Origin of the sequence: Streptomyces sp. ALI-76-A (genome assembly GCF_030287445.1) — a bacterium.
GTDB lineage: Bacteria > Actinomycetota > Actinomycetes > Streptomycetales > Streptomycetaceae > Streptomyces.
Window position 1 is genome coordinate 1,858,743 of the sequence record NZ_JASVWB010000002.1, and the last position, 22,134, is coordinate 1,880,876.

Annotated in this window: 18 protein-coding genes; 7 read left to right on the forward strand and 11 right to left on the reverse strand. The window is 72.5% G+C overall.

The window, feature by feature from the left end:
- Positions 1-21: 21 nt before the first annotated feature.
- Positions 22-513 (reverse strand): MFS transporter, encoded by a 492-nt coding sequence (locus QQS16_RS09320; RefSeq protein WP_286061151.1) that lies wholly within the window; start codon positions 511-513, stop codon positions 22-24.
- A gap of 223 nt (positions 514-736) precedes the next feature.
- Positions 737-2,704 carry an acetoacetate--CoA ligase gene (locus QQS16_RS09325; protein WP_286061152.1) on the reverse strand — a complete coding sequence of 656 codons (1,968 nt, stop codon included), beginning with the start codon at positions 2,702-2,704 and terminating at the stop codon, positions 737-739.
- Positions 2,705-2,916: 212 nt separating this feature from the next.
- On the opposite strand from QQS16_RS09325, the gene QQS16_RS09330 reads away from it, so the two are divergent.
- The gene (locus QQS16_RS09330; protein WP_286061153.1) at positions 2,917-5,280 is read left to right on the forward strand and encodes a glycoside hydrolase family 31 protein; all 2,364 of its coding nucleotides are present in this window, start codon (positions 2,917-2,919) and stop codon (positions 5,278-5,280) included.
- Positions 5,281-5,282: 2 nt separating this feature from the next.
- On the opposite strand, the gene QQS16_RS09335 is transcribed toward QQS16_RS09330, so the two are convergent.
- Together QQS16_RS09335 and QQS16_RS09340 are read right to left on the reverse strand one after the other, a co-directional pair.
- Positions 5,283-5,819, reverse strand: coding sequence for an NUDIX domain-containing protein (locus tag QQS16_RS09335; RefSeq protein WP_286061154.1), 537 nt, complete (start codon positions 5,817-5,819; stop codon positions 5,283-5,285).
- An 89-nt stretch (positions 5,820-5,908) separates the two neighbouring features.
- Complete coding sequence (locus QQS16_RS09340; RefSeq protein ID WP_286061155.1) at positions 5,909-6,721, reverse strand: M15 family metallopeptidase; 813 nt, start codon at positions 6,719-6,721, stop codon at positions 5,909-5,911.
- Between the two features lie 218 nt (positions 6,722-6,939).
- On the opposite strand from QQS16_RS09340, the gene QQS16_RS09345 reads away from it, so the two are divergent.
- The 5 genes from QQS16_RS09345 (at position 6,940) to glpK (ending at position 13,248) form a co-directional block, all read left to right on the forward strand.
- Positions 6,940-7,365, forward strand: coding sequence for a Zn-ribbon domain-containing OB-fold protein (locus QQS16_RS09345; protein WP_286066269.1), 426 nt, complete (start codon positions 6,940-6,942; stop codon positions 7,363-7,365).
- Complete coding sequence (locus QQS16_RS09350; RefSeq protein ID WP_286061156.1) at positions 7,362-8,552, forward strand: lipid-transfer protein; 1,191 nt, start codon at positions 7,362-7,364, stop codon at positions 8,550-8,552. Before QQS16_RS09345 ends, QQS16_RS09350 begins: the two co-directional genes overlap by 4 nt.
- Before the next feature lie 146 nt (positions 8,553-8,698).
- Entirely contained in the window at positions 8,699-10,327 is a 1,629-nt protein-coding gene (locus QQS16_RS09355; protein WP_286061157.1) for a GGDEF domain-containing protein, read from the forward strand.
- Between the two features lie 596 nt (positions 10,328-10,923).
- The gene (locus QQS16_RS09360) at positions 10,924-11,673 is read left to right on the forward strand and encodes an MIP/aquaporin family protein (protein WP_286061158.1); all 750 of its coding nucleotides are present in this window, start codon (positions 10,924-10,926) and stop codon (positions 11,671-11,673) included.
- A 54-nt stretch (positions 11,674-11,727) separates the two neighbouring features.
- The gene (gene glpK / locus QQS16_RS09365) at positions 11,728-13,248 is read left to right on the forward strand and encodes a glycerol kinase GlpK (RefSeq protein WP_286061159.1); all 1,521 of its coding nucleotides are present in this window, start codon (positions 11,728-11,730) and stop codon (positions 13,246-13,248) included.
- Between the two features lie 150 nt (positions 13,249-13,398).
- Here glpK and QQS16_RS09370 read toward each other — a convergent pair whose 3' ends face one another.
- From QQS16_RS09370 to QQS16_RS09385, 4 genes are all read right to left on the reverse strand, one after another.
- Positions 13,399-14,007, reverse strand: a complete 609-nt coding sequence (locus QQS16_RS09370; RefSeq protein WP_286061160.1) for a GTP-binding protein — start codon at positions 14,005-14,007, stop codon at positions 13,399-13,401.
- A gap of 499 nt (positions 14,008-14,506) precedes the next feature.
- Positions 14,507-14,902 (reverse strand): DUF742 domain-containing protein, encoded by a 396-nt coding sequence (locus tag QQS16_RS09375; RefSeq protein ID WP_286061161.1) that lies wholly within the window; start codon positions 14,900-14,902, stop codon positions 14,507-14,509.
- Between the two features lie 9 nt (positions 14,903-14,911).
- The gene (locus QQS16_RS09380) at positions 14,912-15,349 is read right to left on the reverse strand and encodes a roadblock/LC7 domain-containing protein (RefSeq protein ID WP_286061162.1); all 438 of its coding nucleotides are present in this window, start codon (positions 15,347-15,349) and stop codon (positions 14,912-14,914) included.
- Entirely contained in the window at positions 15,346-18,504 is a 3,159-nt protein-coding gene (locus tag QQS16_RS09385) for a sensor histidine kinase (RefSeq protein ID WP_286061163.1), read from the reverse strand. Before QQS16_RS09385 ends, QQS16_RS09380 begins: the two co-directional genes overlap by 4 nt.
- A 411-nt stretch (positions 18,505-18,915) precedes the next feature.
- Here QQS16_RS09385 and QQS16_RS09390 point away from each other — a divergent pair, with 411 nt between their 5' ends.
- The gene (locus QQS16_RS09390; protein ID WP_286061164.1) at positions 18,916-19,560 is read left to right on the forward strand and encodes a hypothetical protein; all 645 of its coding nucleotides are present in this window, start codon (positions 18,916-18,918) and stop codon (positions 19,558-19,560) included.
- Positions 19,561-20,196: 636 nt separating this feature from the next.
- Here the strand turns inward: QQS16_RS09390 and QQS16_RS09395 are convergent.
- Genes QQS16_RS09395 through QQS16_RS09405 form a run of 3 tightly spaced genes read right to left on the reverse strand, consistent with a single transcriptional unit; the run spans position 20,197 to position 21,937 of the window.
- Positions 20,197-21,381 carry an NAD(P)/FAD-dependent oxidoreductase gene (locus QQS16_RS09395; protein ID WP_286061165.1) on the reverse strand — a complete coding sequence of 395 codons (1,185 nt, stop codon included), beginning with the start codon at positions 21,379-21,381 and terminating at the stop codon, positions 20,197-20,199.
- Positions 21,378-21,614 carry a hypothetical protein gene (locus tag QQS16_RS09400; RefSeq protein ID WP_286061166.1) on the reverse strand — a complete coding sequence of 79 codons (237 nt, stop codon included), beginning with the start codon at positions 21,612-21,614 and terminating at the stop codon, positions 21,378-21,380. The genes QQS16_RS09395 and QQS16_RS09400 overlap by 4 nt, the downstream gene beginning before the upstream one ends.
- Positions 21,611-21,937, reverse strand: coding sequence for a bifunctional 3-phenylpropionate/cinnamic acid dioxygenase ferredoxin subunit (locus QQS16_RS09405; protein ID WP_286061167.1), 327 nt, complete (start codon positions 21,935-21,937; stop codon positions 21,611-21,613). Before QQS16_RS09405 ends, QQS16_RS09400 begins: the two co-directional genes overlap by 4 nt.
- Between the last annotated feature and the right edge of the window lie 197 nt (positions 21,938-22,134).

Consider the following 22,134-nt stretch of genomic DNA (forward strand, 5'->3'; position numbering starts at 1 on the left):
TTTCCCCCTGTGCGCGGTCGATCAGTGCTCACTCACAGTAATCGGTGGCACTGACAATGGGGTCCGGGTCATGCGGTCTCGGACGAGTCTGCGTCGGATCATGCAGGTCAGGGCTATGTCGGTGCCGAAGGCGGGCCAGCCGATGGGGCCGGTGGCCATGGCCGCGGTGACGGCGAGTGGTCCGATGCCGCGCTGGGCGGACTGGACGATGCCGTGGACGCCGAGGTAGCCGCCCAGGGAGGTGGCGGGAGCAAGGGCGACGGAGAATTCCCAGGACACGGTGGTGTGCAGCATCTCCGCCAGGGTGAACGCGACGGCCGCCGCCGTGAGGAGGAGCGAGGCCGTGACCGGGCCGCCGGTGGCCGAGAACGCCATGGCGAGGCCGCCCACGGCGAAGGCCGCGGCGAGTGGGGCGAGGAGGGCGCGGGCGGCGGCCGAGGTGGTGCCGAACCGGGCCAGGGGGACCTGAGCGCTCTGCTCGGCGAGTTCGAGGGGCGCGGTATCGAGGCCCATGGGGCGGGCGGGATGAACCTGTGGGTGCCCGGGCGGGACGAGTCGGCGGTGGTGAACGGGCGTCGTTCGTACGGCTGGTGGGTGGCGGCGGGCGGCCGGTCCGGGGCTGCGGATCTCCGTGGCCGCTCTGGGACCTGCCGACGCGGTGCGGCCGGCCTCGGATCTCGCGGTGGTGCTCGGCGAGTCCGAGGCCGCCTACGGGGGGACCGGCCCTCGGGGCCGATCAGGCGCGCCGGCGGGCCAGGTCCTCGTAGAAGTGCAGCAGGTCGAGGTTGTCGATGGAGCCGGGGTTGACCGCTCTCTCCAGGGGGGTGCCCTGGAGGAGGCGTTTGACCGGGACCTCGATGCGCTTGCCGGTGAGGGTGTGCGGGATGCCGGGCACCTCGATCACCTCGTCGGGGACGTGGCGGGGTGAGAGATGTTCGCGGATCGTCCGCTTGATGCGGTCCAGGAGGGCCTCGTCGAGGGCGGCTCCGGGGACGAGGTGCACGAAGAGGGGCATCCAGTAGCCGCCGTCGGGCTGCTCGATGCCGATGACGAGGGACTCCCTGATCTCGGGGAGGCGTTCCACCGCTTCGTAGATGTCGGCCGACCCCATGCGCACGCCCTGGCGGTTCAGTGTCGAGTCGGAGCGGCCGTGGATGACGACCGAGCCGCGCGAGGTGACGGTGATCCAGTCGCCGTGGCGCCACACTCCGGGGTACGTGTCGAAGTAGCTGGCCCGGTAGCGGCTGCCGTCGGGGTCGTTCCAGAAGTGGATCGGCATCGACGGCATGGGGTTGGTGACCACGAGTTCGCCGACCTCGTCGACGAGGGGTCGGCCGCTCGGGTCCCATGACTGCAGGTCGGTGCCCAGGCCGGGTGCCTGGAGCTCGCCGATGTACACCGGGAGCGTCGGTACCGCCCCCGCGAAGCAGGAGCACACGTCCGTGCCGCCGCTGACGGACGCGATCCACAGGTCGTCGCGGACCTCGTCGTGCAGCCAGCGGAAACCGTCGGGCGGCAGTGGCGATCCCGTGGTGGCGACGCACGTCACCCGGGTGAGGTCGAAGTCGCGGCCGGGACGCACGCCGGCCTTGCGGCAGGCCATGACGTAGGCGGCGGAGGTGCCGTAGAGGGTGGCTCCGGTGCGTTCGGCGATCCGCCACTGGGCGCCGGTGTCCGGATAGCCGGGGCTGCCGTCGTAGAGGACGATCGTCGTGCCCGTGAGGAGGCCGGAGACGAGGAAGTTCCACATCATCCAGCCGGTGGACGTGTACCAGAAGAAACGGTCCTGAGGGCCCAGGTCGCAGTGCAGGCCGAGCTGTTTCAGGTGCTCGACCAGGATGCCGCCCTGGGACTGGACGAGGGCCTTGGGGAGACCCGTCGTGCCCGACGAGTAGAGCACCCACAGAGGATGGTCGAAGGGCACCTGTTCGAAGACGGGTTCCGTGTCCGCGCTCGTCAGGGCGGACCACTCCAGGACGCCCTCGGGGGCCTCGGTGCCGAGCAGGGGGATGTGCACGACGGCGCGCAGGGTGGGCAGTTCGCGGCGGAGTTCGGCCACGGTGTCGCGCCGGTCGTGCTCCTTGCCGCCGTAGCGGTAGCCGTCGACGGTGAACAGGACGACCGGTTCCACCTGCTGGAAGCGGTCCAGGACGCTGCGGGCGCCGAAGTCGGGGGCGCAGGAGGTCCAGACGCCGCCCACGGCGGCCGTGGCGAGCAGGGCGACGACGGCCTCGGGAACGTTCGGCAGGTAGCCGCTGACGCGGTCTCCTGGGCGTACGCCGAGGGCACGCAGTTCGGCGGCCAGGGAGCCGACCTGGCGGCGCAGCTCGGACCAGGTCACGGGGCGGGGCTCATGGGTCTCGTCGACGCACAGCAGGGCCGGTTCGTCCGCGCGGGTCGCGCTCGCGCGCAGGGCGTGCTCGGCGTAGTTCAGGGTCGCTCCGGGGAACCACTGGGCGCCGGGCATCGAGCGTTCGCCGAGCACGCGCGCGCAGGGGGTCGAGAACCGTACGTCGAACCACTCCGTGACGGCTTTCCAGAAGGTGTCCAGCTCGTCGACGGACCAGCGGTGGAGTGCGGGGTACCCGCCCTCGGCCGGGGCGCCGTGGTGGTCGGCCGCCCAGGACTGGAATCCGGTGATCTGCGCCTGGGCGATGCGTTCCGGTTCGGGCTGCCAGAGCGGCTTGGGGTTCACGGTCGACATGGGCGGCTCCCGGACTGTGCGCGTCGTGTGCGTCCTCCGCACACGGGCTGGGGTGTGCGCGTGACGCGGCTGACACGGACGATGCCATGTGATCGACTCTGGCACCAGGGCGGGCCCCACATAGTCCGCGTCGTGAAGATGTGGTCCCAGCACGGGTGAACGGAAGTTGAACGACACCCCCATGTGGCTCGCTCAATGACAGGGTGAGCAGCATGGACGGTCGTGACCTGGTGCGCTCGGTGAAAGCGGTCGGTTCGGCGGGGGCGGCCCAGGGGGTGCGCACCGTGCGGGCCGCGTGGCGCAGGAGGCGTGCGGATGCCGACGGGCTGCCGCCGCGGGGCGCCGAGCGGGCCCGGGTGCCGGGACCGGTGCGGGACGTGGAGCCCGCTCCCGGGGGTGGTGTGATCCGGTTCAGCCGTTCCGAACTGCGGATCGTCGTCGCCGTGAACGGGGCTGTCTTCTGGGGCTGGGACGGGGCCGCGCCGGAGCCGTCGTACGCGCTCGCGGGCCGTTGTCCGGAGCCCGACTCCCGGGCGGTACTGGAGCCGGACAAGGAAGGCGGCTGGCGGGTGGTGGCCGAGCGCGTGACGGTCTCCGTCTCACGGCACGGAGCCATCGAGGTGTGTACGCCCGGAGGAGTGAGCCTGCGCCGGGATCTGCCGCCACGGTGGTGGGAGCCGGTCGGCGGCGGCCGGGCGCGCTGGATGCAGCGTTCGGAGGTGGCCGCGGACGCGCGGTTCTTCGGCCTGGGAGGACGGGCTTCGGGGCCGCGGCTGCGGGACGGGACGTACCGGCTGTGGAACACGGATCCCGGACGGCCCTTCGGCCCCGGTGACGGTCCGCTGTCCCTCACGATGCCGGTGCAGCTGGTGGTGGCCGACGCGGCCACGCACCTGGTGTTCCATGACACCTCGTGGGACGGCACGCTGACCCTGCGGGAGGGCGAGGAGGGCGCCGGGTCCGGGCACGACCGCTCCGGCATGACCGAGCTGCGCATGGACGGTGGTCCGCTGCGCTGTTGGGTGGTCGTGGGCACCCCCGGGCGTGTGCTGCTCACCTGGGCCTCCCTGACCGGGCCGGCCGCGCTGCCGCCCGTCTGGGCGCTCGGTCACCAGCACGCGCGGGGATTCGGCGGCGAGCAGGAGGTACGGCGGATCGTCTCGGGCTACGCGGAGCGGGAACTGCCGCTCGACGCCGTGCATCTGGACATCGACCACCACGACGGCCATCGGGTGTTCACGGTCGACACCGAGCGCTTCCCCAAGCTGCCCCAGCTCGCCGAGGAGCTGCGGCGGGACGGCATCCGGCTGGTGTCGACAGTCGCTCCGGCGGTCAAGGCCGAGCCGGGCGACGCCGTGTTCGACAGCGGGACGGCCGAGGACGCGTTCGTGCGGGACGCCTCGGGCCGGGTGGTACGGGGCGTCTCCTGGCCCGGCGAAGCCGTCTTCCCGGACTTCACGCACGCGCGCGTGCGCCAGTGGTGGGGCCGCCTCTACGAGGAGCGGCTCAGTCAGGGGTTCTCGGGCTTCTGGCACGACATGGACGAACCCACCTCGTTCACGGCGTTCGGGGAGTCGACGCTGCCGCGGTCGGCCCGGCACTTCCTGGACGGGCGCGGCGGGGACCATCGCGAGGCGCACAACGTGTACGCCCTGTGCATGGCCCGGGCCGGCTACGAGGGGCTGTGCGCACTGGCGCCCCAGGAGCGGCCCTTCGTCCTCTCGCGCTCCGGCTGGGCCGGCCTGCAGCGCTACGGCGGCACGTGGTCCGGTGGGATCGCCACGGGGTGGCCGGGGCTGCGGGCGTCACTCTCGCTGGTCATGGGCCTGGGTCTGTGCGGGGTGCCCTACTCGGGGCCGGACGTGGGCGGCTTCGACGGGAGCCCGTCACCGGAGCTGTATCTGCGCTGGTTCCAACTGGGCGCCTACCTTCCGCTGTTCCGCACGCGCGCGAGTGCGCGGGCGGGGCGCAGGGAGCCGTGGGAGTTCGGTGCCGAGGTGCTGGAGCACGCGCGCGTGGCGCTCGTCGAGCGGCGTCGGCTGCTGCCGTACTTCGTGACCCTGGCGCATCTGGCCCGGCGTACGGGGGCGCCCTATGTGCGGCCGCTGTGGTGGGCGGCGCCCGAGGACCGCGCGCTGCGCGACTGCGAGGACGCGTTCCTGCTGGGCGACTGCCTGCTGGTGGCGCCGGTGCTGGATCCGGGGACGGACCGGCGGGCGGTACAGCTGCCACGAGGGCGCTGGTACGACACGGCGACCGAGCAGGTCCACGAAGGGCCCGGGCAGGTTCTCGTGGACGCTCCCCTGGCACGCGTTCCGGTGTTCGTGCGCGCGGGTGCCGTTGTCCCGGTGCGGGGGGCGGACGGCGGGCTGGAACTGGAGGTCTGGGCCCCCGCCCGGGGGCGGACCGGGGGCGGACTGGTCGTGCGGGACGCGGGCGACGGCTGGGACGAACCGGAGATCGAGCGCTACGTCGCCCGCTGGCAGGGCCGACGGGTGGTCGTCGAGCGGGAGGGTGAGCACGGTGTGAGTGAGCCGCCCCACCCGGTCCGCGTACGGGGGCTCGGGACGGGCTGAGGTCAGACGTACCGGCCCTCGAACCAGGCCCGCACGGCCAGGGTGTGCAGCGGGAAGGCGAGCTCCTCCGGCCTGCGCAGGAGGTGCCAGCCCGCCGTCTCGTCGGTGGCCGAGGAGGGCGGGAGGCCGTCGGCGGGACGCTCCGGAAGGCCCCCGAAGAGCAGCAGGTGTCCGTCGTGGGAGCTCATGGCGTCGACGAGCCGCACGTCGCGGCTCGCCGCGTCGATGCCGGTCTCTTCCTTGAGTTCACGGACGACCGCCTGCCGCCAGTCCTCACGGTCGTCGATGTAACCGCCGGGCAGCGCGATGCCCCCGCGCGCGGGGGCGATGGTTCGCGTGATGACGACCAGGGCGGCGCCCTGCGTGTCGTACACGGGCTGGAGGGCCACGGCGACCGGGAGCGGATTGCGGTAGGCCACGGCGTGGCAGGCCGGACACGTGCGGGGCCAGCCGGTGACGCCCTCTCCGTAGAGAGCTCCGCAACTCGAACAGTGCGAGCCGGGCGTGGAGTTGGGGGTGGAGTACTGAGTTTCGGACACGCGGCGGACTGTATCCGATGATCGGAACAACGTCTTCCGGGGGAGGCCGGATTGCCGGTGGAGAGGTTCCCACGGGGGTGGGTGAGGCCTCAGGGGCGGTTGGTCAGCGACTTCGCGGACACCGGGAAGTCGAAGTAGGTGTCCGGGTAGGGCTCGGGCTTGTAGGTGTAGTGCCACCACTCCTCGGCGAGGTTGACGAAGCCCAGGCCTTCCAAGGTGCCCTTCAGGAGCAGGCGGTTGGCGCGCTGGTCGCCCCGCACGCGCGGGTCGAGGGTGTGGGAGAGGGTGTCGAAGCAGTCGAACCCGGTGCCCATGTCGACGGAGTTGTCGGGGAAACGCTCGCTCCTGGGGGCGTGACAGGGAACCAGGGGCTCTCCGGGAACGTACGGCCTGGTCGGGCTCGCCGGGAGCCGGACCAGGGTGAGGTCCACGGTCGAGCCGCGGCTGTGGCCGGACTTCTCGGCGATGTAACCGTCCTCGAACAGACGGGTCTTGTCGACGTCCGGGTAGAACTCACCCTTCATGGCCTGGTCGTCGAGGTCCTGGGCCCAGCGGACGAAGTGGTCGACCGCTCGCTGCGGCCGGTAGCAGTCGTAGACCTTGAGGGCGTACCCCTGGGGCAGGAGCTGCCGCTGCGCCTGGTGGAGTGCTTCCGCGGCGGGCCTGGTCAGGATGCAGAGGGGCTGCCGGTAACCGTCGACGCGCTCCCCGACGAAGTTGTGCGGGGTGATGTAGCGCATCTCCTGGATGATCGTCGGGTCCACGGCTCCCACGGCCACGAAGTCCTCCGGCGCCTTGGACTCGGTGCCGGCGTGTGCGGTGGCGGAGGTGGCGGTGACGGCCAGCAGGGTGGCGGCGACCGCGGTGACCAGAGCGCGTACCGAACGGGAGAGTCGTGTCATGTCTCCTGCGTCTATCAGATGCGTGTCACCCCGGGGAAGCGATCGGATACGGCCGGATGCGGTCGCCGCTGTGGGGAGGTGCCCCGACGACGGATCCGTATCGGGTCCGCCCGTGCGGCGTCGCCCGGGGCTGCCCATACGGCATCGCCCGTGGGAGAATTCTGACGTTCCGTCAGATCACTGTGGTGGGAGGAACCGTGTCACGTACACCGACACCCGTGGTCACCGGGTGGTTCACCGGCGACGGGGAGGACTTCCGGCTCCTCGGTACCCGCTGCCGCGCCTGCGCCTCGGTGTTCTTTCCCCGCGAGGACATCCACTGCCGCAATCCCGGGTGCGCCGGCGGTCCCCTGGAGGAGGTGCCGCTGTCGCGTCGCGGGCGCGTCTGGTCGTACACGGACGCCCGCTACCGGCCTCCGTCACCCTATGTGACCGACCCGGAACTTCCGTGGGAGCCGTACGCGTTGATCGCTGTGGAGCTGGCGGCAGAGCGGATGGTGGTCCTGGGACAGGCCGTGCCGGGGGTCACCGTCGCCGATCTGACGGTGGGCATGGAGGTGGAGGCCGTGCCCGGCGTGCTCCATGAGGACGCGGAGCGGACCTGGACGACCTGGCAGTGGCGGCCGACGGGGGTGACGGCATGACGGGAGAGGTGGCGGTGCTCGGCGCGGGCATGCACCCATGGGGCAAGTGGGGGCGTGGCTTCGTCGAGTACGGCGTGGTGGCGGCCCGGGCGGCGCTCGCGGACGCCGGGCTGGACTGGCGGGACATCGGCTCCGTGGTCGGCGCGGACACCGTGCGCGGCGGCTATCCGGGATACGTCGCCGGGGCGACGTTCGCCAAGGCGCTGGGCTGGCAGGGCGCGCGGGTCACGAGTGTGTACGCGGCGTGCGCGTCGGGGGCGCAGGCCGTCGACACCGCGCGCGCGCAGATCCTGTCGGGCCGTGTCGACGTGGTGCTCGTGGTCGGGGCCGACGCCGCCCCGAAGGGCTTCTTCCGCCCGGCCGGCGGAGAACGCCCCGAGGACCCGGACTGGCTGCGCTTCCGGGTGCTGGGCGCGACCAACCCGACGTACTTCGGGCTGTACGCGCGTCGGCGGATGGCGGTGCACGGGGACAGCCCGGAGGACTTCGCGCAGGTCAAGGTCAAGAACGCCGCCATGGGCGCGCTGAATCCGTACGCGCGCTACCGCAAGCGGGTCACCGCCGAGGAGGTCGCCGCCTCCGCCGTGGTCGCTGATCCGCTGCGGCTGCTCGACATCTGCGCGACCTCGGACGGCGGGGCGGCCGTGGTGCTGTCGAGCATGGAGTTCGCGCACAGGCACGGGGTGGCCGAGCCGGTGCGGATCCGGGCCGTGTCCACGGTGACGCCGCGGTATCCGAACACGGTGCTGGACCTGCCGGACATCGCGACGGACTCCGCGGTGGCGGTCGAGCCGGCCACCGAGACGTTCCGGACGTCCCTCACGCGAGCGGCCTACGAGGAGGCCGGCGTCGGACCCGAGGATCTCTCCCTCGCCGAGGTGTACGACCTGTCCACCGCTCTGGAGTTGCAGTGGTACGAGGACCTGGGGCTGTGCGGGGAGGGCGAGGGGGTGAAGCTGCTGCGGGAGGGCGCGACGGCCCCGGGCGGGCGCATACCCGTCAACACCAGCGGGGGGCTCGCCTCCTTCGGAGAGGCCGTCCCGGCCCAGGCCATCGCCCAGGTGTGCGAGCTGACCTGGCAGCTGAGGGGGGTCGCGGGCGACCGGCAGGTCGAGGGCGCACGCGCGGGGATCACGGCGAACCAAGGGCTGTTCGGGCACGGCTCGGCGGTGATCGCCGTGCGGTGAGGGGCGGGGCGGGCGGCTGCTCGGGCGGACCGCGCGGCCCACCGCGGGCAAGGGCTTTCCCGCACGCTGTGTGACCGGCCCGGAATCCTGCGTGAACGTCTCATGAACTGCGCCTGGGGCCGCGCGGACGGCGCCATCATGCTGCCGTGCGCTCCTGGACGGACACTCTCCGCTTCGCTTTCCAGCCGGTGGTCAACCTGACGACGGGCGGGGTCGCGGGGCTGGAGATACTCGCCCGCCCGGAGACCGGCGACATCCTGGCCGAGGCCCGCCGTGACCCCGAACTCGACGGCTGCCTGGCGGTACTGGCGGTCCGTACGGCGGTGCGCAGGGAGACGCTGCTGCCGTTGCACGTCAACGTGTTCGCCGGCACCCTCGCCGACCTCGGTGGGCTCACCCCGCTGCACGACGCCGTGCGTGGAGCGGGACGGCTGCCCTGGGAGGTGACGATCGACGTCGGCCCGCCCTACACGCACGTGCCGCAGCCCGCGCTGCTGGAGGCGGTCGGCAGGCTGCGGGAACAGGGTTTCCGGATCAGTGCGGACGGGGTCGGCGACGGGGACGTACCCCTGCGGCTGCTCACCGACCTCGCGCCCGACCTGGTGAAACTGGACGCGTCGCTGCTGGCGCGGCCGGCGGCGGTGCGGGCGATGCGGACCCTGTGCGACGAGCTGGGCGCGCTGGTGGGCGTCGAGGGCGTGGAGACCGAACTGCAGTGCGCGGCCGCCCTGGCGGCCGGTGCGCAACTGGCACAGGGCGAGTTGTTCGGACCGCCGTCCCGGCTGCCCGTGGCGGACGTGTACGTTCCACCACTCTCCCCCGCCGTGACGGGGGCGGTACGGCCGGGGCCGACGGTACGGGAGTGCGTACGCCCCGCCGCGCTGCTGCCCGCCACCGCGTCCGCGAGCCAGGTGCGAGCGCTGCTGACCGGGTCGCCCGAGGTGTCCGGGGTGCTGCTCGTCGACCGGGACGGAGTGCCGGTGCGGTCGGTGCACCGGTCCCGCTTCCTGCTGTCCATGTCCGGGCGCTACGGGCACGCCCTGTACGCCGACCGGCCCGCCGCCAAGCTCGGCGATCCGCCGCGGACGGTGGGCATCGACGCCACCGCGTGGGAGGTCCTGAACGTGGTGGCCGTGGGCGACCGGGACCGTACCTCGGACGACGTGGCCGTCGTCGACCGGTACGGCCGGTGCGTGGGCGTCGTGCGCCTGGCCGACCTGGTGCGGGCGCTGGCCGAGAGCCGGGTGGAGGAGGCGGCCGGGCTCAATCCGCTGACGCGCCTGCCCGGTTCGGACGCGATCACCGGTGAGGTGGACCGGCGGATCGCCGGCGGGCGGGCCTTCGCCCTCAACTGGCTGGACGTCGACCACTTCAAGCAGGTCAACGACGGGGCCGGGTTCGCGGCGGGCGACGAACTGATCCGGTCGGTGGGGCGGGCGCTGCGGCAGGCGGAGTCCGGCGGTACCCGCGTCGGGCACATCGGCGGCGACGACTTCCTGGTGCTCACCGATCCCGACGGGCTGGAAACACTGGCGGCCGCCCTCCTGGACGTCGCATGGTCGGCGGGCGGAAGGGCCGTCACGCTGTCCCTGGCCACGGTGGTGTGCGTGCCGGGCAGCGTGACCGATCACCGCGAGGCGGCGGCGTGTCTCGCCCCGCTGAAACAGGCCGCGAAGGCGCTGGACGGGGCGAGCTGGGTGCTGGGACGTGCCGGGCTGCCGGGGCACGAGATCCGCCGTGGGTCGGGGGCCGCGACGGTGCCGGTGGTGGGGTAGGAAGGGCGGCCGGGGTCCGCGGAGCGGGTGCCCGGTAGGCGAGCGAGGGGTCGGCGGGGCGAGCGGCCGGCAGGGCGAGCGGTCGGCGGAGCAGCGGCCGGTCAGTCCCTGACGCCTGCCGCAGCCATGCTGCCGGAGGCCCCAATACCGGCGGAAGCCGAGAGCTGGTCGGCCCGAGGAGGGCGAGGCCGGAGAGGGCGAGGCAGCAGCGTGCGTGTCCGGGTCTCCCCGGGTCCCCACCAGACGGAAGTCACGCGTCGGACAGGGCCGCGGAGGAGTGTCCGGGCGACCGTGGTCGGCGGTCCGGCTTCATGCCCCTCAACCGTTGTCGTCAGCGACCTTGACGCCTCCTCAACGCAGGTGAACACTTCCGGTATCAGCTGACATCATCGTACATTCTCGGCGTATCAGGCACTGTGCCGTGCGGCCCGCCTGAGCCGAGGCCCTCCCCCACGGGCGATGCGGCTGCGACGGCACGCTCGTCGCGGACGCCGGGCGGGAGGCGGGACCCTCCCTGACCTGCTGTTCGCCCCGGGAACCGCACCCTGCACGGAGGACCGGGGCCGACCGTCCCGGGCCATGGCCGAGGAGCCACCATGAGCAGTGGAGACATTTTCGTCGGCGAGGTCATCGGGACCGCCATCCTCATCCTGTTCGGGGCCGGCGTGTGTGCCGCCGTCACCCTCAGGTACTCCAAGGCGCGGGCCTCGGGGTGGATCGTGATCGCGTTCGGCTGGGGGTTCGCCGTGCTGGCGGGCGCGTACACCGCGGCGCCCCTGTCGGGCGGGCACCTCAACCCGGCCGTCACAGTGGGCATCGCCATCGATACCGGCGAGTGGGGCAAGGTCTGGGTCTACGTGCTGGGCCAGATGGTCGGCGCGATGCTCGGTGCCGTCCTGTGCTATCTCGTGTACTTCGCCCAGTTCCGGGCCAACGTGCGGGAGACCGGCACCACGGAGGGGACGGCCGAGGAGCCGCTCCCGACGCTCGGCATCTTCTCCACCATCCCGGAGATCCGGAACCCGGTCGCCAACCTGATCACGGAGATCATCGCGACCGTCGCGCTCGTCCTGCCGATCCTCGCCTTCGGGCTGACCACCGGACTGGGTGAGTCCGGCACCCTGGTGCTGATCGTCGCTCTGCTGGTCGTCGGGATCGGCCTCTCCCTCGGCGGGCCCACCGGTTACGCCATCAACCCGGCGCGCGACCTCGGCCCGCGCATCGTGCACACCTTCCTGCCGATCCCGAACAAGGGCGGATCCGACTGGGGCTACGCGTGGATCCCGGTCGTCGGCCCGCTGGTCGGCGGGGCACTCGCCGGCCTCCTCTACAACGCAGCCTTCTGAGCAGCTTCCGCGCCGCTTCGAGCGGTCTTTCTGAATCCAGCCCAAGGGGTAGCCATGACGGACAACGCCGAGAAGTACGTCGCCGCAATCGACCAGGGCACCACCTCAAGCCGCTGCATCGTCTTCGACCACGACGGCGCGATCGTCGCCGTCGACCAGCGCGAGCACCGCCAGATCTTCCCGAAACCGGGCTGGGTGGAGCACGACGCCACCGAGATCTGGTCCAGGGTCCAGGCGGTGGTCGCCGGTGCGCTCGCCAAGGCGGGACTGCGCGCCGACCAGCTCAGCGCGCTCGGGATCACCAACCAGCGCGAGACGACGGTCCTGTGGGACCGCGTCACGGGCAAGCCCGTCCACAACGCCATCGTGTGGCAGGACACGCGGACGTCGGCGCTGTGCCGCCAGTTGGGCGGCTCGGACGGACCGGACCGGTTCCGCGAGCAGACCGGGCTGCCGCTGGCCAGCTACTTCTCCGGGCCCAAGGCGGCCTGGCTGCTGGACAACGTGCCCGGTCTCAGGGCCCGTGCCGAGCAGGGTGAGATCGCCTTCGGCACCATCGACTCCTGGCTCATCTGGAACCTCACCGGCGGTACGGACGGCGGACAGCACGTCACCGACGTCACCAACGCCGGGCGGACCATGCTGATGAACCTGGAGACCCTCCAGTGGGACCCGTCCATCCTCGCCGCGATGAACGTGCCCGAGGCGGTGCTGCCCGAGATCAGGTCGTCCGCCGAGGTGTACGGCACGGCCGTCGGTCAGCTGGCGGGCGTGCCGGTCGCCTCCGCGCTCGGCGACCAGCAGGCAGCGGTGTTCGGACAGGCGTGCTACGACGTGGGCACGGCGAAGAACACCTACGGCACCGGTAGCTTCCTGCTGCTCAACACCGGCAGCCGACCGGTGCCGTCGAAGAGCGGGCTGCTGACGACGATGGGCTACAAGATCGGCGGGGAAGCACCCGTGTACTGCCTGGAGGGGTCGATCGCCATCACGGGCGCGCTGGTGCAGTGGTTCCGCGACCAGCTGGGCATCATCGGCACCGCCGACGAGATCGAGCCCCTGGCGGCGAGCGTCGAGGACAACGGCGGCGCGTACATCGTGCCCGCGTTCTCCGGTCTGTACGCGCCCTACTGGCGCTCCGACGCGCGCGGTGTCGTCACCGGACTGACCCGGTACGTCACCAAGGCGCACCTCGCGCGCGCGGTGCTGGAGGCGACGAGCTGGCAGACGCGGGAGGTCGTGGACGCCATGTTCCAGGACTCCGGGGTGCGGATCACCACCCTGAAGGTGGACGGCGGCATGACGAAGAACAACCTGCTGATGCAGCACCAGGCGGACGTGCTCGACGTGCCGGTGATCCGGCCCAAGGTCTCCGAGACGACCTGTCTGGGCGCCGCGTACGCGGCCGGGCTCGCCACCGGGGTGTGGAACGACCTCGACGAACTCAAGGCGCACTGGCAGAAGGACGTGGAGTGGACGCCCTCCATGGAGGCGTCGGTGCGCGACCGCGAGTACCACCGCTGGCGCAAGGCGGTGGAGAAGAGCTTCGGCTGGCTGGAGGACGCCGAGAACTAGTGCCGTGGCAGGCGACGGCGGGCCCCTCGCGACGCCCGGCCTTGACGGGCGGACGTCGCCTGCCCCGGCAGTGGGCTCCACGCGCGCGTGCGTCGCGCTCACGGGCAGCGGCCCGTACCCCTGTCGGCGGGGGTACGGGCCGCGTCCGTGTCAGGTCGTGACGGTCTGGCGGTGCTCCGCGGTGAACGCCATGGCGTGCCGGACGACCCCGATGAGGACGTCCTTGACGGATTCCCGGTCGCGGGCGTCGCACAGCAGCAGCGGTACGTCGTCGTCGAGATCGAGTGCCTGGCGTACGGCGTCCTCCGGGTAACGGACGGCTCCCTCGAAGCAGTTGATGCCGACGACGAACGGTATGGAACGCCGTTCGAAGTAGTCGATGGCGGCGAAGGAGTCCTCCAGGCGGCGCGTGTCGGCGAGCACGACGGCACCGAGCGCGCCCTCGGACAGCTCGTCCCACATGAACCAGAAACGCTCCTGCCCCGGGGTGCCGAACAGGTACAGCACAAGGTCCTCGCGCAGCGAGATGCGGCCGAAGTCCATGGCCACGGTGGTGGTGTGCTTGCCTTCCACACCGCGGATGTCGTCGACCGGGCGCCCGGCCTCGGTGAGGTACTCCTCGGTGCGCAACGGCTTGATCTCGCTGACCGCGCCGACGAGGGTGGTCTTGCCCACGCCGAAGCCTCCGGCCACCAGGATCTTGAGGGTGACGGGCTCGACCGGGGGCTTGCCGCCGCGCTCAGAACGCCCGAAGATCATCGATCTCTTCTCCTGCTTTGATGGGGGTGGGGGACGGGGGACGGGTGCCTCCGGCGCCGCCGCTGCCGCGTCGGACCGCGAACGCGTCGGACCGCGAGGGAGTCGGGCTGCGAGGGCGGGTGCCGCCCCCAGCCTCGGGGTCGGTGGGCCGCGAGTCGGTCACGAGGGTCCGGGAGGCGTGCTGCGCGGGGAGCCGTCGCCTGCGGCGGGTCCTGAGGCGACGGTCTCGAAAGGAGGCGGACGGGTGGGAGTCGTTGCCGAAGGTGACGTCGTTCATGGTCCGGGCGCCCTCGGCCGGGACGCCGGGCGTCGCGTGCCGGGCACGGGTGAGGACCGGTGAGATCCCGACGGTGCCGGCGTGCGGTCCACCCGCGCCCGCGAGGGTGGGGAGAGCGTAGCGGGTGACCGGACCTCCGTCGGGCGCCCGCGTTCACCGACCGCCGTCCGTGAGCACCGTACGGCGCTCACGCCACGGCCTCGTTCAGCACGGCGCACCCGGTCACAGCGCTCTGAGGCCGTTGATCACATCGCGCAGGATGCTCTCGTCCGGCAGTTCCGCCGGGGGCACCGGCCGGTTCACGTGGACGAACTCCGCGTCCACGAGGTCCCCTATGAGGACCCGCACCACTCCGATGGGCAGATCGAGTTCGGCGGACAGTTCGGCGACCGACTGCGGGGCCTCACGGCACAGGTCGACGATGTCCACGTGCTCCGGGGACAGCGTGTGGTCCCCTTCCGCGTCGTCCGCGTGGGTCTCCGTGACGACCACGGCGATGACGTCGAGGCGGTGCTGGGCCGCACTGGTGGTGCGGCCGCGCGTCATGGCGTACGGACGGACGACCGGTCCGGCCTCGTCGTCGAACCAGTGACTTCTTCCCTGACCGTCTGTGCTCATGTCATCCCACTACCCGCCCTGAGGCCGATCGGTGCGCGGAGCGGCGCCCAGATGCGCGCCGACCCGCTTCACCAGGAGCGTCATCTCGTAGGCGACCAGGCCCACGTCCGAGTCGGCGTCCGAGAGCACGGCCAAGCAGCTGCCGTCACCGGCGGCGGTGACGAACAGGAAGGCGTCGTCCAGCTCCACGACCGTCTGCCGGACGCTGCCCGCCTCGAAGTGGCGGCCCACGCCCTTGGCGAGGCTGTGGAATCCGGAGGCGACGGCGGCCAGGTGCTCGCTGTCCTCCCGGCTCAGGTCCGCGGACACCCCGATCGGCAGGCCGTCGCCGGACAGCACAAGGGCCTTGCGGATGCTCGCGACACGGTCCACCAGGTCGTCCAGGAGCCAGTTGAGCTCGCCGGACCCGTCGGTCGCGGTGTGGCCGGTCGCCTTCGGTGCGGTCATCGACCGTCTCCCTTTGTCGTTCGTTGTGGTGCTGTGCCGCTGGGGGCGTCGTCGCCCGCGGCGTTCTCCTCGCGGCCGCGTCGCCAGCCCCGCTGGAGCGAGGCCATACGGCTGCGTACCTCGTCGGCGTCCCGCTCGTCGAGCTCCGCCCGGTCGTCGGTGCGCCGCCGGTCGGGGCCCTTCTTCAGCTGCGGAGCCAGGTTGGCCTGCCGCACCCGGCGGGGCAGCGGGGCCGCTCCGGAGACGCTGTCCTGCGGGGCGGACCCTCGCGGGGAGCCGGAGCCGGGCTGTTGTCTCGCGGAGCCGGAGCCGGAGCCGGAGCCGGAGCCAGAGCCGGTCTGGTGCCTCGCGGCGTCGGATCCCGATCTGCCGCCGAAGCCTGAACCGGGCCGGGGAACCGGGGAACCGGAACCGGCACCATGAGCGGAACCTGCACCGGCTCTCGCCCCTGACCCCGGCCGTTGCCACGCCGGGCCGGAACCGGAACCAGATCCGGAACCCGGGCCCCCGGTCGCCGTCTGATCGCCGGCCTCGTAGGCGGGCTCCACCGGAGTGCCCAGGCCCTCCGGGCCGCTCGACGCGATCTCGGTACGGCGGGTGCGCCGGGGCAACGCGGGCGCCTCGGGCGCCCCGCCGAACGCGTGACCGGTGGAGGCCGGAGCGGTCGAGGGCCTCGCGGAACCCGTGCGCTGCTCGTCGAGAGGGTCGGGCCCGCCGGTCGACCGGCGCTGCGGACCTGTGCCGCGCCGGCGGGCGGGCAGCGGGGCGGCCGCCTGCGGACGCGTCCGGCCCGGGCCCGTCGGGTGCTCCTCGTCCCGCTCCTCGTCGCGCGACCGCTGCTCGGTGACCGGCCGCCCGTGCGAGCTGACCAGTTTGGGGGTCCGGCGGAGGGGCAGCGGGACCGGGGCGTTCAGGTCGTCGTCCGGGCCGTCCGGACGGGCGCCGCTCGCGGGGCCCGCGGCCTCCCCGCGCACGTCGTCCGGACGGGCCCCGGTCGCGTCCTCCGTACGGGAAGGGGTGCGGCGCGGGCGGAACAGTCCGCCGCGTTCGCTCTCCTCGTCGTCGAGCGCGCCCGGGAAGCCGCCCAGGGCGTCCAGGCCGACAGGGGCCTCCAGCTCGACCGGACCGTCCAGGAGCGCGGGCGACAGGCCGGGCAGCGGCCCCGACGCCGTGGAGAGCGGGGCCCGGCGGGCCTTCTCCGGTTCGGTCTCCTTGGGCGGCTGGGGACGGTCGAGGCGGAAGCCGATGCCGTTGGTGTCCGGGACGTCGTCCGTCAGCAGGGTGTCCGGGATGAACACCACGGCCGTCGTACCGCCGTACGGCGACGGCTGGAGGGAGACCCGGACGTTCTGTCGCTGGGCGAGCCGGCTGACCACGAACAGGCCCAGCCGGTCGGTGTCGGACAGTTCGAACTCCGGGGTCTCGGCGAGCCGGAGGTTGGCGTCCAGGAGCGCGTCGGCCGCCATACCGAGGCCGCGGTCATGGATCTCCAGGGTGAAGCCGTTGGCGACACGCTCGCCCAGCACCTGGACGGCGGTGTGCGGCGGGGAGAACACGGTGGCGTTCTCCAGGAGTTCGGCGACGAGATGGGTGAGGTCGGCGACCGCCGGGCCGGTGACGGCGACCCTGGGCAGCCGGCGGACCTCGACCCGCTCGTAGTCCTCGACCTCGGCGACGGCGGCCCGGACCACGTCCATGAGCTGCACCGGCTTGCGCCACTGCCGGGAGGGGGCGGCGCCGGAGAGGATCACCAGGCCCTCGGCATGCCGGCGCATACGGGTCGTCAGGTGGTCGAGGCGGAACAGGTCGGCGAGTTCGTCCGTGTCCTCGGTCCGGCGCTCCATGGTGTCGAGCAGGGTGAGCTGCTTGTGCAGGAGGACCTGGCTGCGCCGGGCGAGGTTCACGAAGACCTCGGAGACGCCGGCCCGCAACTCGGCCTGCTTGACGGCGGCTTCGACGGCCGCACGCTGGAGGGTGTTGAGGGCCTGGCCGACCTCGCCGATCTCGTTCTTGTCGTACTCCAGCTGCGGGACCTCGGTCTCCACGTCCACGTGCTCGCCCGCGGACAGGCGGCGCATCACGCTGGGCAGCCGTACCCCGGACGCCTCGTGGGCGTCCAGGCGCAGCTGCCGCAGGTCGCGGATGAGGTTGCGGCCGACACGGACGGACAGCACGAGCGAGGCGAGCAGCGCGACCAGACCGAGCACCCCGGCGACGGACGCCTTGATGATGACGCCCATCGCGTCCGGGCGGACCCGGTCCTGATAGCGGTCGCCCGCCTGGTCGTTGAGCGTGGCGAGTTCGTCGAGCACGCTGCCGGCGGCCGCGTCCCAGCTCTTGGCGGTGACCGAACGCGGGGTTCCGGGAGCGGAGTCGATCACGGACTGCTCGGCCGAGCGCAGGGGAGCGGAGGTGGCGTTCTTCCAGAAGCTCGCGAAGCGTTCGCGCTCCGTCGGCGGCAGCACCGGCAGGCTGATGTCGTACAGCAGGGTGCGCTGGGCGGCGAGGTCGGAGACCTCGCGGATCTCGTCCCGGGAGAGCTTTCCGACCACCAGGGCGGAGCCGAGGAGGGCGTCCTCCCGGGAGAGCAGTTCACGGGCGCGGGTGACGTTCACCAGGGCGCGGGCCTGCTTGTCCAACTCCACGCTGTCGACGCCGTCGAGAGCCGCCAGCAGGGAGTAGCAGGGATCGACGAGCCTGTTGTACTGGCCGAGGGCCGCGGCTCGGGTGACGCTGCGTTCCTCGACGCTGCGCCGGAGGGAGTCGATGCCTTCGAAGGCGTCCAGGACGGCGGTGACGCGTTCGTCGTCGTCCGCGTCCATGCCGTCACGGACATCGGGGTTCGTCGCGTTCGCGCGGAACTCGGCGACGGCCTCGTCGGTGGCCTCCCGGGTGGTGCGGAGCGCGGAGAGCGCGTCCGAGGCCCGGGGGTCGGCGAGGTAGACGAGAGTCTGGCGGCGTTCCTGTTGCAGGACGCGGACGGCGTCCTCGGTGGGGTAGCCGACCTCCTCGACGAGGGACGACACGTGGAACAGCTGGGCCACTTCCCGGCCCGTCAGTACCGTGGCGAAGCCCCAGATCGCGATCAGGGACACCAGCGGCACGAGAAGCAGCGCCACGATCTTCCGGCGGATCGACTTCCCGCGAAAGCGCATGGCCTCCCCCAGCTCGACCCCCTCCGACAGGGGGTACACATGTACGTCAATAAACGGCGCGAGCCTACTACTGACTCGCACGTAACTCGAAGACCGGTCCGGAAGCCGAACATCCGCACCGGCGGCGAGTCATGGGGAGTTGTCCGTTCATTACGGGAGATTGTGTCCTGCCCGCCCTCCGTGGCGACCGTGCCGTAGTTGACCGGGACAGTTGGGCGGTTGGCCGGAAATTCACGTCCTTGGGAATCTTGAGGAGGCGTTGTTCGTCCTTCTCCATGGGAGTTGGGGGCGGAATCGGCCACAGGAGCCGCGTCCAGCAACCGGGCGGCGTAAAACAGCGCAAGCCGGGCAGCCGCTGGGGAGCCGTGCCTTCGGACACGGGCGAGCGGTCTGCCGGCAGTGGGGAGTGACATGTTGACGGACACGGCGGAGCGACGGAAAGCACCGTCGGGCGGCGGTGCGGACGAGGTGACCCACCGGGCGACCCGGCGTCCCTTCGAGGCGCCGGATCGCGACATTCCGACGAACGGACCCGCGACGACGGACGAACGCGAGGGTACGGCGGCCACGGCAGGCGGTCCGGCGGCGCGCGGGCGCATGACCGAGGCCGCGGCAGTCGGAGCGGCCCGGTCCGGTGAGGGCCGCACAGCCGAGGAGCAGGCGTACGAACGGCCGTTGTGGGTCGAGGAACCGGCGCGGCGACGCCGGTTGCCCGATCCGGTGCGGACCTCGGCGGTGCGCGCGGTGCTCATCATCGCCGTGACGCTGGTCCAGGCGATGGTCGCCTTCCTGTGCACCATGGCGGGTTCCTGGCTGGCGTTCCCGATGGTGCTGAGCAGTGTGGCCAGCACGGTGGTGGCCACCTGGGGCGCGCTCGACGTCTGGGTGACTCGTCAGGTGTGGAACCAGCGCAACGGCGTGGTGTCCACCCCCAGCAGCACCGCGCGCGCCCTGCGACGTGAACGGCGCAAGGAGCGTCGACAGGCGCTTGCGACCGAGCGGGCTCAGGAGCGGATACGTCGGCGGGAGGGGGCCGGACAGGTGGCGCACTCGTAAGGAGGGGCGCGGTCGTAGGGATGCGGGAACGCGCCGCACCGGGAGCACCCTCGTAGGGATGCCGGAGCGCGCGGAGGACGCCGGGACCGGCCCGTGCGTGGTGACGGGCCGTCGCGTCAGTGCGGGGTGCCGGACGGGCCGCCGTCGGTGGACCGCGAGCCGGTGTCGAGCCAGCCGTCGGCGACGCCCCCGCCGTGTGCCCCGCCCGGGAAGCTGATCGCTACCCCGCCCCCTGCCAGGGAGTCCCGGCCGAGTGCCCGATCAGTCGTCGGCCCGAGGCGGATTCCGAGCCGCGTTCCCACCAGCCGTCCGCTGCCGGTCGCGGGCCGCGCCTGCAACCGAGTCCGGCCGCGATTCCTGAGCCGGGACGCCCGGCCCGTGGGGGCGGGCGCTGGACACCGGCCACCGGCCCACAGGCTCGCCGGCCCACCGGGGCACGGGGGCGCCGGGGCGCGGGCCCCCGGGTCACCGGTTCTCCGAACCCACAGGACCGCCCGGTTGCCGGGTCGCGGGTCACCGGCCCAAAGGATCGCTGGGTCACCGGGTCACCGGATCGCGGGGTCGCCGACCCACCAGGCCACGCTCTACCAACGCGTTGGCCCGCCGCACCATCAACTCCCGCTTCCGCCTCTCGACTCACCGTGTCGCCGACCCCACCCGGCTCGCGTCACGCGTCAGTTCGCGTCGTGCCCGCATGAAGGGGCGCGGGCGGTCGACGGAGAGGACGGCGGTCGTGCGGCCGTCCCGCTCGTACAGGGCGAGGAAGCCGCCGTCGGCCGGGGCACCGTCGGTGAGGTCGCCCTCGGTGAGGCGGACGCTGTCCCCGGCCTGTCGGCGGCCGGCGAACTGGATGCGCGCGCCGTACTGGTCCGACCAGAAGTAGGGCAGTGACCGCACGGTCTCCCGTGTGCGCCCGGCGAGCAGGTTGGCCACGGCGACGCGGGGCTGCTCGGTCGCCGAGGTCCAGTGTTCTGCCCGGCTGCCGCCGACCCGGGCGACGTCCCCGACGGCGACCACCTGGGGCAGCGCCGTCACACAGCCGTCGTCGCACAGGACGCCGTCGTGCAGGGCGAGTGCCGAGCCCGCCAGCCAGCCGGTGTTGGGGGCGGCACCGATGCCGACGATCACGGTGTCGGCGGGGAGGACGCGGCCGTCGGAGAGGGCGACACCGGTGACGGAGACGGTGCCACGCAGTCCGGCCACCCCGGTGCCCGTGACCAGGCCCACTCCCCCGCGCCGGTGCAGCGCGGCGCACACCGCGGCCATCTCGGGGCCGAGGTGGGGCACGAGCGGGAGCGGAGCGGCCTCGACGACCGTGACGGTGTGCCCGAGCCCGGCGCAGGAGGAGGCGGTTTCGGCGCCGATGAAGCCGCCGCCGATCACGACCACCCGGCGCGGGCCGCCGGCGAGTTCGTCGCGCAGGGCGCGGGCGTCGTCGAGGGTGCGCAGGGTGTGGACGCCGACCAGGCTGTCACCGGGCAGCCGCCGGGCCGAGGCGCCGGTGGCGAGGACGACGCCGTCGGTGGAGACGGTGCGGCCGTCGTCGAGCAGGACGGTGCGGCCGCGGGCGTCGAGGCTGCGGGCACGGGTGCCGAGGAGCCACTCGGCGTCGAGGGCGGCGGTCTCCTCGTCGTCCGCGAGGGCGAGCCGGTCCTCATCCGCGCGTCCGGTGAGGAAGTCCTTGGAGAGGGGAGGCCGGTCGTAGGGGCGGTGGGGCTCTTCGCCGACGACCACCAGCCGCCCGTCGAAGCCCTGGGCGCGCAGTTCCCGGGCCGCGTACAGACCGGAGAGGGAGGCGCCGACGACGGTCACGGTCCTCATGCGGTACCGCTCCTGTCGCTCGGCGGCCGGTGCCGGGCCGGCGTACGCGCGGGCGGGACCGCCGTACGGAAAGGGGCGCTCGCAGGGGCCGTACGCCACCGGGCCACGGAGATCGCGAAGGTCACGGAGATCGCGGAGATCGCGGAGATCGCGGAGATCGCGGAGATCGCGGAGATCGCGGAGATCGCGGAATCTTCGGAGATCGCGGAACTTTCGGAGATCGCGGAGTTCACGCGGCGGTGCCCTCCTCAGCGCTGAGGTGGACGTGCACGACACCGCCGTCGTCCACGGTGACGCGGTGGGTGCGCACGGAGCGCCGGGCCGGGAGGGAGGTCGGCCGGCCCGTGCGGAGATCGAATGAGGCGGCGTGCAGCGGGCATTCGACCAGACAGCCTTCCAGCCAGCCCTCCGAGAGGGAGGCGTCCTGGTGGGTGCAGGTGTCGTCGATGGCGTACAACTCGCCGTCGTCTGTGCGGAACACGGCGATGGGCGGTGTCGTCTCGATGCGGACGGACTCGCCCTCGGGGAGGTCTTCGAGGCGGCAGACGGGAATCATGGGCCCCCCTCTCGGTCCGGGACGCTCGGTCCGGACCTGTGTCGTCCAGGCGGGAACAGGGAGTACGGACCGGAGGCGGTCCGGAGATCACGGCATGCTGGGGCGTCACTGGTCCAGCAGGTCGAAAGGCGCCGGACCTCGTCGGTCCGGATGGTCCGGGCCCTTCCGGGCACCGGACCCTTCGGTAACATGATGTT